This is a genomic window from Musicola paradisiaca NCPPB 2511, from assembly GCF_000400505.1.
GTDB lineage: Bacteria > Pseudomonadota > Gammaproteobacteria > Enterobacterales > Enterobacteriaceae > Musicola > Musicola paradisiaca.
The window spans coordinates 3,957,868-3,970,786 of sequence record NZ_CM001857.1; the positions used below are offsets into that span (position 1 = coordinate 3,957,868).

17 protein-coding genes and 1 tRNA gene are annotated in these 12,919 nt (G+C 44.2%); 11 read left to right on the forward strand and 7 right to left on the reverse strand.

The window, feature by feature from the left end; all coding sequences use genetic code 11:
- Positions 1–47 precede the first annotated feature (47 nt).
- The 3 genes from dicD to DPA2511_RS17495 all read left to right on the forward strand — a co-directional run bounded on the left by dicD (position 48) and on the right by DPA2511_RS17495 (position 2,461).
- Complete coding sequence (gene dicD, locus DPA2511_RS17485; RefSeq protein WP_015855072.1) at positions 48–623, forward strand: division control transcriptional repressor DicD; 576 nt, start codon at positions 48–50, stop codon at positions 621–623.
- 326 nt (positions 624–949) lie between these two features.
- A tRNA-Phe gene (locus tag DPA2511_RS17490) sits at positions 950–1,025 on the forward strand.
- 161 nt (positions 1,026–1,186) lie between these two features.
- Positions 1,187–2,461: a tyrosine-type recombinase/integrase gene (locus DPA2511_RS17495; protein ID WP_015855073.1), complete on the forward strand. Its 1,275-nt coding sequence runs from the start codon at positions 1,187–1,189 to the stop codon at positions 2,459–2,461.
- A 140-nt stretch (positions 2,462–2,601) separates the two neighbouring features.
- Here DPA2511_RS17495 and DPA2511_RS23565 read toward each other — a convergent pair whose 3' ends face one another.
- On the reverse strand, positions 2,602–2,790 hold the full coding sequence (locus tag DPA2511_RS23565; protein ID WP_033111580.1) for a hypothetical protein: 189 nt from the start codon (positions 2,788–2,790) through the stop codon (positions 2,602–2,604).
- Positions 2,791–2,912: 122 nt separating this feature from the next.
- Between DPA2511_RS23565 and DPA2511_RS17505 the strand changes: the two genes are divergently transcribed.
- The 4 genes from DPA2511_RS17505 to ccdB all read left to right on the forward strand — a co-directional run bounded on the left by DPA2511_RS17505 (position 2,913) and on the right by ccdB (position 5,484).
- Positions 2,913–3,263 (forward strand): hypothetical protein, encoded by a 351-nt coding sequence (locus tag DPA2511_RS17505; RefSeq protein WP_015855074.1) that lies wholly within the window; start codon positions 2,913–2,915, stop codon positions 3,261–3,263.
- Between the two features lie 892 nt (positions 3,264–4,155).
- The gene (gene mobC / locus DPA2511_RS17510) at positions 4,156–4,899 is read left to right on the forward strand and encodes a MobC family replication-relaxation protein (RefSeq protein WP_015855075.1); all 744 of its coding nucleotides are present in this window, start codon (positions 4,156–4,158) and stop codon (positions 4,897–4,899) included.
- A 58-nt stretch (positions 4,900–4,957) separates the two neighbouring features.
- Positions 4,958–5,176 carry a type II toxin-antitoxin system antitoxin CcdA gene (ccdA, locus tag DPA2511_RS17515; RefSeq protein WP_015855076.1) on the forward strand — a complete coding sequence of 73 codons (219 nt, stop codon included), beginning with the start codon at positions 4,958–4,960 and terminating at the stop codon, positions 5,174–5,176.
- Positions 5,177–5,178: 2 nt separating this feature from the next.
- Positions 5,179–5,484 carry a type II toxin-antitoxin system toxin CcdB gene (gene ccdB / locus DPA2511_RS17520; RefSeq protein WP_015855077.1) on the forward strand — a complete coding sequence of 102 codons (306 nt, stop codon included), beginning with the start codon at positions 5,179–5,181 and terminating at the stop codon, positions 5,482–5,484.
- Positions 5,485–5,625: 141 nt separating this feature from the next.
- On the opposite strand, the gene DPA2511_RS17525 is transcribed toward ccdB, so the two are convergent.
- The 6 genes from DPA2511_RS17525 to DPA2511_RS17550 form a co-directional block, all read right to left on the reverse strand.
- A complete protein-coding gene (locus tag DPA2511_RS17525) occupies positions 5,626–6,624 on the reverse strand; it encodes a reverse transcriptase domain-containing protein (RefSeq protein ID WP_015855078.1) in 999 nt (332 codons plus the stop codon).
- Positions 6,625–6,794: 170 nt separating this feature from the next.
- Positions 6,795–7,532, reverse strand: a complete 738-nt coding sequence (locus DPA2511_RS17530; RefSeq protein ID WP_015855079.1) for a hypothetical protein — start codon at positions 7,530–7,532, stop codon at positions 6,795–6,797.
- Complete coding sequence (locus DPA2511_RS17535) at positions 7,522–8,049, reverse strand: hypothetical protein (RefSeq protein WP_015855080.1); 528 nt, start codon at positions 8,047–8,049, stop codon at positions 7,522–7,524. The genes DPA2511_RS17530 and DPA2511_RS17535 overlap by 11 nt, the downstream gene beginning before the upstream one ends.
- Before the next feature lie 630 nt (positions 8,050–8,679).
- On the reverse strand, positions 8,680–9,021 hold the full coding sequence (locus DPA2511_RS17540; RefSeq protein WP_023638471.1) for a hypothetical protein: 342 nt from the start codon (positions 9,019–9,021) through the stop codon (positions 8,680–8,682).
- A gap of 9 nt (positions 9,022–9,030) precedes the next feature.
- Positions 9,031–9,297 carry a hypothetical protein gene (locus DPA2511_RS17545; protein WP_015855082.1) on the reverse strand — a complete coding sequence of 89 codons (267 nt, stop codon included), beginning with the start codon at positions 9,295–9,297 and terminating at the stop codon, positions 9,031–9,033.
- 580 nt (positions 9,298–9,877) lie between these two features.
- Positions 9,878–10,120, reverse strand: coding sequence for a helix-turn-helix domain-containing protein (locus tag DPA2511_RS17550; protein WP_023638472.1), 243 nt, complete (start codon positions 10,118–10,120; stop codon positions 9,878–9,880).
- Between the two features lie 120 nt (positions 10,121–10,240).
- Here DPA2511_RS17550 and DPA2511_RS23035 point away from each other — a divergent pair, with 120 nt between their 5' ends.
- From DPA2511_RS23035 to DPA2511_RS17565, 4 genes are all read left to right on the forward strand, one after another.
- Positions 10,241–10,501: a helix-turn-helix domain-containing protein gene (locus DPA2511_RS23035; protein WP_012883609.1), complete on the forward strand. Its 261-nt coding sequence runs from the start codon at positions 10,241–10,243 to the stop codon at positions 10,499–10,501.
- A gap of 103 nt (positions 10,502–10,604) precedes the next feature.
- Positions 10,605–10,865 (forward strand): helix-turn-helix domain-containing protein, encoded by a 261-nt coding sequence (locus tag DPA2511_RS23040; protein WP_015855084.1) that lies wholly within the window; start codon positions 10,605–10,607, stop codon positions 10,863–10,865.
- A 55-nt stretch (positions 10,866–10,920) separates the two neighbouring features.
- Positions 10,921–11,508 carry a hypothetical protein gene (locus tag DPA2511_RS17560; RefSeq protein ID WP_015855085.1) on the forward strand — a complete coding sequence of 196 codons (588 nt, stop codon included), beginning with the start codon at positions 10,921–10,923 and terminating at the stop codon, positions 11,506–11,508.
- A 103-nt stretch (positions 11,509–11,611) separates the two neighbouring features.
- Complete coding sequence (locus tag DPA2511_RS17565) at positions 11,612–12,910, forward strand: DUF3644 domain-containing protein (RefSeq protein ID WP_015855086.1); 1,299 nt, start codon at positions 11,612–11,614, stop codon at positions 12,908–12,910.
- Positions 12,911–12,919: the final 9 nt, after the last annotated feature.

The following is a 12,919-nucleotide window of genomic DNA, read 5'->3' on the forward strand; positions in this document are numbered from 1 at the left end:
AGGCCCGTTCGCCACCGTTCGGGCCGCAGATCGATAAGGAGCCCTCCATGCAACGGGAAACGGTTCTGGAGCAGGCGCTGTCCCTGCTCGAACAACAGGGGTTCGGCGCCGCCACACTGGAAACACTGGCGAACCGCTTACAAATTGCGCCGGATGTTCTGCGCGATTACTGGCCGAACCGAGAAGCACTGCTCTACGATAGCTTGCGCCATCATGCCCAGCAGGTAGATGCCTGGCGACGGCATGTCCAGCTTGACGACCATCTGACCATCGAACAGAAACTACTGACCCGCTATCAGGTTCTGCGGGAAGCCGTACAGCATCAACGCTATCCGGGTTGCCTGTTCATCGCCGCCTGTTATTTTTTTCCTGATCCCGAACACCCGATCCACAGCATCGCCGAGCAGCAAAAACAGGCGTCGCTGCACTATACCAAAGCACTGTTGGATGAGCTGGACATTGAAGATACCGACATGGTGGCATTGCAAATGGAGCTGATTCTGGAAGGATGCCTGAGCAAACTGCTGGTTAAACGTCAAATTTCCGATATTGAGGTCGCTCGTCGGCTGGCGGAGGATGTTCTGCGTATGGCGCTATGTCGTAAAAATGGCGCATTGACCTGACCGCTTCCGTACCTGTACAGACCAATACGCCTAGCAAGGAACACTTACCACTACGCCATCTTGTTTGCGGCGCTTCCCTTATTAGTACTAGAAATTGGCCAATATTAAAATAATATCAACAGTATTCCTGCCGAAAACCGCCATAACACACCGATTTTATTCGATATAACAGCACACCGAACACACGCTTTCTCTATTTCTCTGCGGGCCTGGCGCGAGTTATTTGTTCAAAAAACACGTAAGTGCTGAAAAAGCAGGCAACCCGTTTAAAAAGGCATGAATTCACATTGACGCACTCAGCCTAATCCGGTTTAATGCGCGTCGTTGCCCGGATAGCTCAGTCGGTAGAGCAGGGGATTGAAAATCCCCGTGTCCTTGGTTCGATTCCGAGTCCGGGCACCACCTTTCCTTTTTTATGCCTCCTTATCAATCCCTATGTTGTTGCGATTCAATAAGTTGGCGTAAAAATCTTTTCCGATGCGTTTTGATTTATCCCTTCGTATCGGGGAATTTGTGGGTCAGATTGCGGGTCATTCAGTTCGATGAACGGGAGTGACCCTCATATGTTAACTGACAGCAAAGTCCGATCCGCGAAACCTCTCGCAAAATCTTACAAGCTCACCGACTCGCAAGGCCTGTACCTCACGGTATCACCCAGTGGCGCTAAGCTATGGTATTTCCGCTATCGCTTCGGCGGTAAAGAAAACCGTCTGGCCTTTGGCCCCTACCCGCAAACTACACTGGCGGAAGCCCGCGAAAAGCGCGATGCGGCGCGTAAATTGCTGGCATCCGGCATCAGCCCTTCTCAGCTTCGCAAAACGAACAATCTCGCAGCTGATGAATCCCGCACCTTTCAGTATCTCGCTCAGACGTGGCACACCAGCAGCCTGAAACTCTGGTCGGAAGCCCACGCCGATAAAATCCTCACCTGCCTGAAACGCTACGTTTTCCCCGCGATTGGCGCGATGGATATCGCACAGGTTGAAACCCGCCATCTCGCGCAGTTGGTTAAGGCAATTGACGATAAAGGCGTGCATGACGTCGCCGGACGGGTGCGCCAGCATCTGACCAAAATCATGCGCCACGCCGTCCAGCAGGGCGTAATCAAATACAATCCGGCTTACGATTTGGACGGCGTCGTGACCCCGGTGGCGACCCAACATCATCCCGCCCTGCCGCTAAAACGCCTGCCTGAACTGCTGGAGAAGATGGAGAACTACAAAGGCCGGATGCTCACCCGTCTGGCACTGGAGCTGAATCTGCATGTGTTTCTGCGCTCCAGTGAACTCCGGTTTGCCCGCTGGGATGAATTCAACCTGAAAGCGCATCTCTGGAGCGTGCCCGCCCAGCGCGAAGCGGTAGACGGCGTGCGGTTCTCAGAGCGTGGCGCAAAGATGAAGGATGAACATCTGGTGCCGCTGTCACGGCAGGCGGTCGCCCTGCTGAAACAGATTCAGGCGATTTCTGGCGAATCGGTCTTCGTTTTTCCCGGCGCACATACCCTGAACAAACCAATGAGTGAAAACACCATCAACAAGGCGCTGCGCGTGATTGGCTACGACACCAAAAGCGAGGTGTGCGGCCACGGTTTCAGAACCATGGCCTGTAGCGCCCTGAACGAGTCCGGGCGCTGGTCAAAAGACGCTATTGAGCGGCAGATGAGCCACAAAGAGCGCAATGGCGTGCGGGCTGCTTATGTACATAAAGCGGAACATCTGGAAGCCAGAATCGAAATGATGCAATGGTGGTCAGATTATTTGGATGTAAACCGCGAAGGCTACGTCGCACCGTATATTTATGCGCGGAGCTACCGAGGAGAAGAGTTATATTGCGGCTAACGCGCTGCGCTTGTTGGCTCCTGACGGGCTTTCTATGTGATAGAAAACCCGTCAGGAGCGTTGTCGTAAAACCATCCAGGCATTCTGCCAAACGTTTCTTACACGTTAGGATTTGCGACATTGACGGCCCCGAATCACCGTTAACCTTTGGGTTCGATGCCTCGGGTCTGGAGTTCTTTGCGCAGAATACGCTTTATCCATGTAGCCAATGTCTTGTCGCCATCTTTGTGGGCTTGTTCTTCCAATTGCGCCCGAAACTCGTGGGACAGTCGAATCTGATACTGGTCTGTTTTTGACTTTTCACTTGACATTGTAATTACAAATTCCATAGCATGGTCTTGTTGTAATTACACCGCAATTACACGGTATTTTGCAACGATAAAGAGCGAAGCCCGGCAGTGCTAGGAACACTCACCGGGCTTCTGACCACAACATTATGAGGACTAATGCTATGGCTGACACCGATAGTAACACGGGCCCGTCTTACCAATCACTGCCGGATTGCGAGAGCCTGTATTCCGCCATGAATGCCGCGCTGGCGCGTCTGGATTTTTCAAACATGGACGATGACGAGCTCTCGCAGGTGGCAGAGTATTGCGCCGAAACCAGCGCCGGGCTGTGTCATTGCCTGAATTTCATTGGCGATGCACTGATTACCTTTGCCGATAATGACGTGTGCGAATCCACGCCGGAAAGTTTATGCCAGTTGGGGCATGGGCTAAATGCCATCAGCTTACTCATCCCGGCGCTTAACGATATGCACAGACGCGCACACGCACCGACCCGCCCGATAAGCCTCTGAACCTGCGCCCGATTAAAGCTCTGCCGTGAGTGACTCACGGTCAGGGCTTTTTTGCTGCCATAACTGAATCCCCCTAATTCTTGATATGCGATATTGAGTTGTTTGCAGGCCTCCTCCCCTTTTCCCGATAGCCTTCTCTACCGGCTGATTTCAGTAGGGAGAAGACATGCCAACACGTTTTATTTTCGCAACACTGACAGCGCTCAACAGGCCATCCAAACACGACGCAGGACGCGACGGGTTCAGGCGGGGGATGCCTACGCCTCGCGGGCATTCACCCGTGGTGTGAGGCGAGTAAATGCCATTTTGCAGAAAGGGGGCATTTGCGTCGCCCGAACCCACCGGCGAGCGTTCCCCCAAGGGGAACCGAGCAGGCCGGGGGAGCCGAATAAATTTGCCGCCCCAGCGAGCAAAAAGACGCGCCCACGCGTCGGTTTATTTGGGGGGCTTCAGCCCCGCACACCGTCGTGGCTAAGTCTCCGGCCACCAGCCGGTAGCGAGGCGCGACTCCCCACTTTGAAGGCGTTTTCCCATTTTTTCGCTGACCGGAACGGGCAAAAGAAAAAGTGGGCTAAAAACGGCGTCTCAAAGGGGGGAGTCGCGCGTAGCGTGCGACGGTGTGCCGCTGTTGACGTTGGGGGTTTTGGCGTGGCGTCCAGCCACGACATTACCCCCATGTGCCAGGCAATAAGGGCGTCCAGCCCGCATGAACTGGCGCACGCCGTTCTGTGCCGGGAAATGTATTTTCCGGCGCATGGCTGCGAAGCGGCCACCCCATTCGCCTCACGCTATCGGCGCATCGCATGGACGCACGCCATTCACGGAAATATGAGTCGATTCCATGAGGCGATAAAGACGAACAAGAAAAGCAGCCAGAGACAAAGGAGGATCAATGTTGATTTCCGATTACCGTGAACGCCAAGCGCGTAGTCACGAAAAGATCCGGATACTGCTCAATTTCCTGAAAGAAGAAACCTACAGCGATTTTAAAACCCTGATGCTGCTTTTTGATTATAAAAATCACAAGCCGCTGTATCTGCTGCTGGGAAAAGCCATCGACATGGGATTCATTCAAAAGCAGACGTTTTGTACAAGGATGGAGAAAATCTCACTGTGGGGGATCACCAACGACGGATTGGCCGCAGTCGTCACGCCAGATGATGACGGTTTTCCTGCACGCTTTGAGCCTGCAAAAATCACCGGCTGGACGCTGGAGCATCACCTTGATAACCAGCTCGCCCGGCTTATTCTGGAAAAGAAAGGCGCTTATGGGTGGATTAGCGGCGCTTGTTCAACGTACCGCAACCGCTATCAGGTCAAACATCGCCCAGATGGGATGATCACACTCCCGAACGGAACGGTCATCGCAATTGAAACCGAGCGTCGCCTGAAAACCAAAGCCCGCTACCAGTCGATTATCACCAACCATTTACTGGCGCGTACTCAAAAGCACTGGATGTACGTTTTCTACATCGTGCCGGATCCACAGAAAAAACTGGCTATCGAACTGCTGTTCAATAACATCAAACACGTCATCGTGAATCATCAGCGTATCAGGCTGGAAGCGAAGCACCGCAATGTTTTTCGGGTTTATACGGTTGAGGAGCTTAAACGGTTAGCGTTAAATTTTGACTAATTGCTGAACAACCACGTGAAGTATATACTCAAAGTATGCACACGAGAGGAGAACTATCATGAAACACCGCGTCAGCGTTACCGTGGACAAAGACAATTATCAGGTTCTAAGTGCTGCCGGAGTCAATATTTCCGGGCTGGTGAATGACGCCATTGGCAAAGAAGCCCGCCGCATAAAGGCTGAAGAGTGGAAGAAAGAAAACCGCGAAGGGATGGAGGAAGTCGCCCGATTTATCGCACAGAATGGCTCCTTTGCGGATGAAAACAGGAACTGGTGATCATGCAATTCATTGTTTATCAATACAAACGCGCCAGTCACTACAAAATGTTTGTCGATGTACAAAGCGATATTGTCGAGACACCCAAGCGGCGCATGGTCATTCCACTTATCGAAGCACATCACCTGTCTGAGAAAGTGAATAAAACGCTGTTCCCTCTGATCCGCATCGACGGCGAAGATTATCGGCTAATGACTACTGAACTATCGAGCGTTCCCGTTGAAGTCATTGGTGAAACCATCGCGAATCTTGGCGACTACGCGGATGAGATCAAGGATGCGATTAATCTTATGTTTTGGGGGATATGAGATGTATTAATAGAATTCAGTGAGTCGAGAATTATATATACAGTTTTATCACATAGAGTATCGAAATATCTCAAAAATCGAACAGTACGATTCACTAGGATATGTACAACCTACTACCGACTACCGACACTATTTCTAGCACTAGCAACTAAATTCCACTTCCTGACTATTTAACCTATCTATATAATAACCGTAGTTTAAATGCCCTTTTATTTTATCTAAATCATCGGGTTTTATCGTGCCAGCCTGCATAAGGTGACGATATGTCCTAAGTTTGTTTCTATAACCTTTTGTCAATACAGGCTTTTGATTATGGACAAGGAACCCATGTACTTTCAATCTATTGGGTTTTTTAGAAATTTTAACTTTGTCTAAAGCTACTATCCAACCATGACTTTTCAATGCATTTATAATTTCCCCCTTAAAACCATCTATATTAAATTCAGCATCACAACCTGAAAAAGTTAAATCATCAGCATAGCGAGTATAACTCACCCCGCGTCCCGTAATAATTCTTTCAATCAACTCATCAGTAGGTTTAAAAGCAATATTTGAAATATAAGGGCTGGAAGGAGCACCTTGTGGGAGACGATCTTGCAGTGTGACAATATCAATAATTTTTGCAGCCTGCTCTGTACGGTAACCCAAATCGAGCAGTGCCGGCATGATTTTATTTGAATTAACATAATGAAAAAAATCTTTCAAATCAATAGAAAGAACCCATTGCGATCCACAATGTCTTTTTGCTGCTTCATATATCCCATTTACTCCTGGAATAAACGCGTAGCTATTTTCACTAATATAATCAGCCGAATTACGACTTAAATGATATGCAAGCCAAGCCTGAATCAGTTTCAGGCTTATCCTTGGAGCTTCGATAAGTCTTTTTTTCTTACCTTTACCTTTAGAAATAGTAAAAGAGCGATAGTATTTACATTTATTCTTAATGATAGAGTTCAAAAAATGTGGGCTTACGCCAATAGCTACTGAAAGAACACTCCATGAAACTACCGGAGGCAAGCCAATCGCCACTAGGCGTCGAACCTCTTCAGAATGACGATTGCGAAGACCGGAAGACAAACTCCTTAGAAATTGTGCCTCGTCTTCATAAGAAAACAGAAGAGGTAGTGGCGTTTTCATAAGGTCATTCCTTAGCAAAGCTGATGAAAACTTTCGTTGATGACGCCTGTGAATCAGCAGGCGTTTCGAAGGAACGCCTGCTGATTCACAGGCGCACATTCTGTACGCGACCTTCACAAATGAGCATGATACACACTCTCGTGAACGCCACTACCGAAGTAAAAATATCATTACAGATGCTTTCGTGCAAGGTAAAGAATTCTTTCAACATCAGAACTTTGCCTAGACTTTGTCACAGGTACAGCTTCGAGACCCGACTGAGTTAAACGATAAATTCCATTTAGCTCCCTAAGCAGAAATCCTTTTTTCCGTAATGAATCTAGTTTTGCATTCAGCCAATCGCCAGAGGTGATATGATATCCATTATTTTCAATCTGCTCTGACAACTGCACCAAGTTAAACGGGAAAATTTTCTTGGAAAACCTTAAAATAACCATGAGCGGAGGCTCAGGATTTAATTTTTGTTCATAGAGAAATTGGCTAACCTTAATACTCAGACTGGATAAATAGTCAGCAGAAATACTTTCCCATCTAGATCTATCCTGCTCACTAAAACCTTTACAGAAAGAATATATATTTATTTCCTTAGCATTTGAAAAAGAAATATATAGCTCGACTATCTTCCCACGTTTAAAATTTGCTGACACTAATGCTTTTAGCCCTGCCTCAATATTTTCTTTTTGTTCTGAGAAGGAGTAGCTAATAAAAACCTTAACATTTAACAATTCACTTATTTTCTTGGAGATATAATTGACTTGTCTATGTGAAATCATCCCGCGCGAAGCAACAGGGGAAACTTTCCCCATATCAACCACAAGTAAAACTGCATCAGAGTATCCTGCAACCTCTTTGACTTGAATCATAGGATATTTGTTTAATATATCGGATATCATAAAATCACTGAACAAGACCTATCTCCTTCATAACTTTAATCACTTTAACCTTCTCAATGGTTATTGTTTTAAGCCAATCTTTTGCTGATGCTACTGGAACCTGATCTATCAAAAATGTATTTTTATCGAATTCAATATTAACATCTGGCTCATAATCAACCGTACAACGAATTGTATAAGCCTTCGACATTACAGATGCCATATTATTCAAGGATGTGTGGACTAAGCTTTTTTTTGATAATAATTCCCCTTTTGTAATCATTCCTCCTCTTTCACATTTGGTTAACTCTTGAGAAATTCTATTATTGACAGCTCCAATTAAAAAATCAGGTACCTCTGAGTGATTCAGGCTTCCCCACTTTGAATTAATTTCGGCCACAAACATTCTAATATCAAGATAACAAGCATAATAGTATCTGTTGTAGGCCGTGCGTCCAAATGCCCCAGCAAGTAGTAAACTCGGCCCGCCTTTACTATGAACACTGGTTGCTTGCTTAGCCAAATAGTCTGCTACAGTGTGTAACTCCGACATTATGCAGCGCCTGAAAAATTAGTTTCACTGTTTTATAAACTAATCCTTGCGCTATTACTAGCTAGATCGCTTTGAAAGAACTCAGCCCGGATCATGCGATCTGATCAATACTCAAACAGCACAAATAACCAACCAGACTAATCAATGCTGCCCATAGCACCAAACTTCGTACCAAACAGCGATTGATGTAGAAAACCATCCATAACATCATACCGCAGGCTCACTGTCATTCTAACACTGATGCTTCACTTCTCATCGTGCGAGTCCAACGCTGACGGAAGGTCGCACACCTCCAAGTGTAGCGCTATTAAGTAAAACTATTAGGGATGCCAGCTTCAGTGATGTTGCCAGAACACTCTGCTATGCCTGTTCATAGGTGAGCGGTTGATTAACTGGTTTACCCTGTCGGACTTTGAAGGGTTGGATTAAACACTAAATATTTATTCTCAGAACACATGCAAATTGCACGTCATATTACCTTCGTAGTGGTTCAAAGAACCGTTAGTGATTTAAACCGCCTTCATTCATTGACGGTTTTTTATTTCTCTACTGGTATGCTGGTGGCATAGATAAAAATGAACGAGCCCCCCTCAGCTAATCGCAGGGGGCTTTCGTTTTCACGAGAGAGTTTTATGGCCGGGATATCTGGACGAGATAGAGAAGCGATAACCAGTCCTGACGCGTGCTGGCGAAGATATCCAGTAGCACAGTATCGGTCTGAGGGTGGTAGCGAAAAAGACAGATGTATTTACCAGTGGGATCTAACCAGCGCCTTAACTGAACGCCGCGTTCCTGAGCGCTCAGCTCAAGCGGATACATCAAAGGATTGGCGCCAATAGCAGCACCAGCTTGTTGCGCTATGTTAATCACAAATTCTTGAGCATCTTCCTCGCCAAGTTTCGGCTGTAAGAAAGATTCAATACTGTCTAAAGTTTGTTCTCCCGTCTGGGTCAGTCGTACATCAGTCATCATTTCACCTTATCATGTTTTTGCCGCTCGCCTCCGGGACACGTAGTCCTCAATTGACGTATGACGGCCGTTATCAAAATCATGCTGTGATAAGCTCACAAGCTTCAGCATGGCATTTACTTGCTGCTGCTGATGGCGTTCCGCCAGTTCCGCTTCACGTTCTTCTGCGGTCTGGATGAAAAGCTCAGCGGCACCATTTTTAGTCACATAGACACCGCCTCTGAAATGCTGCGGCGTACCAAGCATTTCCCTCGCAGACTTCTGCGAAATGGTAGTCATGTTAATTCCTCTCACTTAATAGGTAATTAATGTGCCTGCTCGGATGAAAGCGTCCGCCAGTCACGTTCTCCTGCTATGTCGGGTTGCCGGGATGGCATCCGTACGTGCTTTCAGTTTATAGATTATCCAAAAAGTGGCGAGGTGTCAATATTTGTCATAAATTTTACCTCTCATTTTGTGTTCCAGCTCTCAGGGGGTCGGGGCCGCCTAGCGCCTCAAGACGGCTCGTATATCCGATGGCAGTTGTCCCAGCTAAAATTTCCTTCGCCCCCATATTTCCCCGTCCCTGGGCCAGTCTAATCCGGGTAATGTCATTACGATTTGTCGGCATCATAGGGAATCGAACCGAAGGAACAAACCGAGTATTTCTTTATCATATGCGCCCCATCATTCTGATCTATCTATAAAAAAACGGGTCAACCTACGGGTCTTGACAACAACTACGATTAAAATTCATGCTGTATTTCAACTTAATAGAAAGCTGAATGATCCCGAGTCCGGGCACCACTTATTCAGAAAAACCAGCCTGCGGGCTGGTTTTTTGCTTTTGGGAAACAGAGTGAGATTCTCTACGAAGGGACTATTGTGCCTCCCCTTCCCCATGATGTGGGCTCATATCCTGATAGCGTGACGGCCAGATATCTTCAGGCTGCTTTCCCAATGCACCAGCAATTAATCTCTCACCTTTCGGCCAATGTCTTATCAATGCGTTAACGAGTGTTGAAGACGCTAATCCAGATGCTCTTGATACCGCCGCCAGAGTTGTGCCTCGCTTTCTTAACCCGGCGATGATATCAGCCGGGTGCCAGTCCTTATCAATCATCGCCATGATCCTTATTCTGTAGCCCTACATTAAACATCACTTGTTCAGAGATTCTAAACAACCACGATGTTAAGTAATGCTAAACACTAAGTCAATCTATGATCATTGATGGTGTAATGAATGCTGCCTGCTCGTCTCAAAACCGCCCGACTACGGGCAGATCTCACTCAGGAAAAATTGGGAGTTCTTGCTGGCATCGAGGAAGAAACTGCACGTTCCCGCGTGTCTCAGTATGAAGGTGGGATACATCGTCCAACATTTGAAATGATGTGCGCATTTGCAAAGGTGCTTAATGTGCCGGAATGCTACTTTTACACCGTTAACGATGATTTTGCTGACATGATTCTGGAGCTTTATCTTAAACATCAGCGCCATTCCTGATGAATGCAAATAAGTCCCCCTCTCTATTGTTCAGGAAGTCTAAGCAACCCTCATGTAAAGTAGTGCTAAACATGCTATCAATATTCTTATTGATGGTGCCATTATGCTGCCCATTCGCCTTAAAACTGCTCGCCTACGAGCCAATCTCACTCAGGAAAAGCTAGGCGTACTGGCGGGTATTGAAGAAGCCACTGCACGATCACGCATATCCCAATATGAAAGCGGTATACATCGCCCAACATTTGAGATGATATGCGCATTTGCTAAGGTGCTTAATGTGCCGGAGTGTTATTTTTATACGGTTGATGATGATTTTGCTGAGGTTGTACTGAAAACACATAATCAATGGTCAAATAACCTTTAATATATTTAAAAATAGAAATCATAGTATGCACAGATGATATATTTGGAGGGAAAACATGGGGCTTTATGTTCACTCACTTAATAATATCCCTAAAAGTGAAAACAGAGATTATCTAATATATTTGCTCGATTACGGATGGCATGAACCATTAGCAAAAGCTATAAATGAGAATTTTGATAAGATGGCAAGCATAGCTGCAAAAAATAGGGCTATTGTGATAAAAGGAACCGAACTTGCTCATTTTGAAAATGAAGTGTTTTCATGGCATCAGATAAATAATGAAAAAGGAGATAACATTCTCCCAGCTATTTTAATAACCAATGCTCACCCATCCTATTTCAAGGAAAACAATTACGGATATAACAAGAACAAGGGATTATATAAAGAATCCAATTCAGGTGGCCTTAAACTAGTATTAATTCCTATAAAAAAGTTTTGCACAAACACGACTGAAGTTATATCTCTCATTGGAAGAGTATTTTCAGATATTGAGTCAGAAAAAGATCTTTCTGACTTTGCAATAGCAAAAGAAATAAAAAAAGGAGTTGGTTCTGCGATCGTAGATTCAATAATACTAGAACCTAATATATCTGGCATTGGGTTTAGTTTTAAAAAATTAATAACATATTTTCTAGAAAGATAATTATTAATGAATAAAAAAACATAAACAAAAAATTCAAGTAATTATAATAAATTAGAAAATATATTTATTCAAAAATAATAAATTCAAGATAAGGCATTATAGTATGAAAATTAACAAGAGCATTTCTGCACTTTATATTTTTTTACAAGATGCAGAAAAAAACCATAAGATATTTGATGAGTTTGATATTCTAAAAGCTACAGGCTGGAAGCCAGCAACATTTAAAACTTATTATGGAAAAGGTCAACTTTCTGAATTTATCAGTGAAAGCGGGAATAGTTCATTTGAGTCTTCAAATACACTAAGTATTTCTCTGATAGAGTTTGCCAAACAATTATCTCAGAGTAAACATATAATAGCTTTAGGACATAACTGCAAATCAAAGTTAGCAAAGGCGTTATTGAAAAAGTCAAGAGATAATATGATATTAGCATTAGAGTTATATAACAGACCATCATTAGAAAATAAAATGGATGCGTTTGTTATGTGTTTTTGTACAGCATGGGAGCAATTTCTCAAAGCAAAAATAATTGAGAAGGATGGCGAAAAAACAATCTTTAAACAAACCAACAAAAAAGGAATTAAAGAAACAATTTCTTTAAGAGAATGTTTGGACAGGATTTATCCTGTCGAATCAAAAGTCAGAAAGAACATTGAGCAAATAGCTTACTTCAGGGATCAAGCTGTTCATTTGTTAATGCCAGAAGTTCAAGGTATTATATCAAGAATATTTCAGTCAGGTGTTTTGAATTTTACCTCTCATTTTGAAGAATTTACTGAGATATCATTTTTAAAAAACTCCCATGTGGGGATGATTTCATTAGTTGGAGAATTTAAATCCCCTCCAGTTGCAATGATGAAATCAACATATGGAAATATTGCTGATGACATACTTAACTTAACATCATCTTTATATAATGTTATGGAAAATAATGATGATATTGAATTCGCAATTCCCCTAAATGTAAAACTTGTCTTCGTGAAAGACTCAGAGGATGGGAATTCCATCATTCTTGCTAAAGCAGAAGAAGGTATGGAAGGGCTAAAGAAAGCACTTGTTATAAAACAAGCTGTTGATCGCTCTCAAACGCATCCATTTCTGCAAAAAAATGCTATAAAAGAAATCAATGATAGATTGCATTCCAGATATAGTGAAGATAAGTTGTCAAAATGTCTTACTTCGAAAAATAGAGAAGGTAAGTATGTAATAAATAGAAATTGTTTCGATTCGGTTATATGCAAAAATTCATGGAAAAATAGTAATAATAAATATCATCATAAAAATGAAAATCCAGAATATCACTACTACTCCATTGATTTAATAGAAATATTTATACAAAAGATCATGGAGCATGAAGGATATCTGGTGAAAGCAAAGGAATCATATAATAGAAGAAAATAAAAAAACATT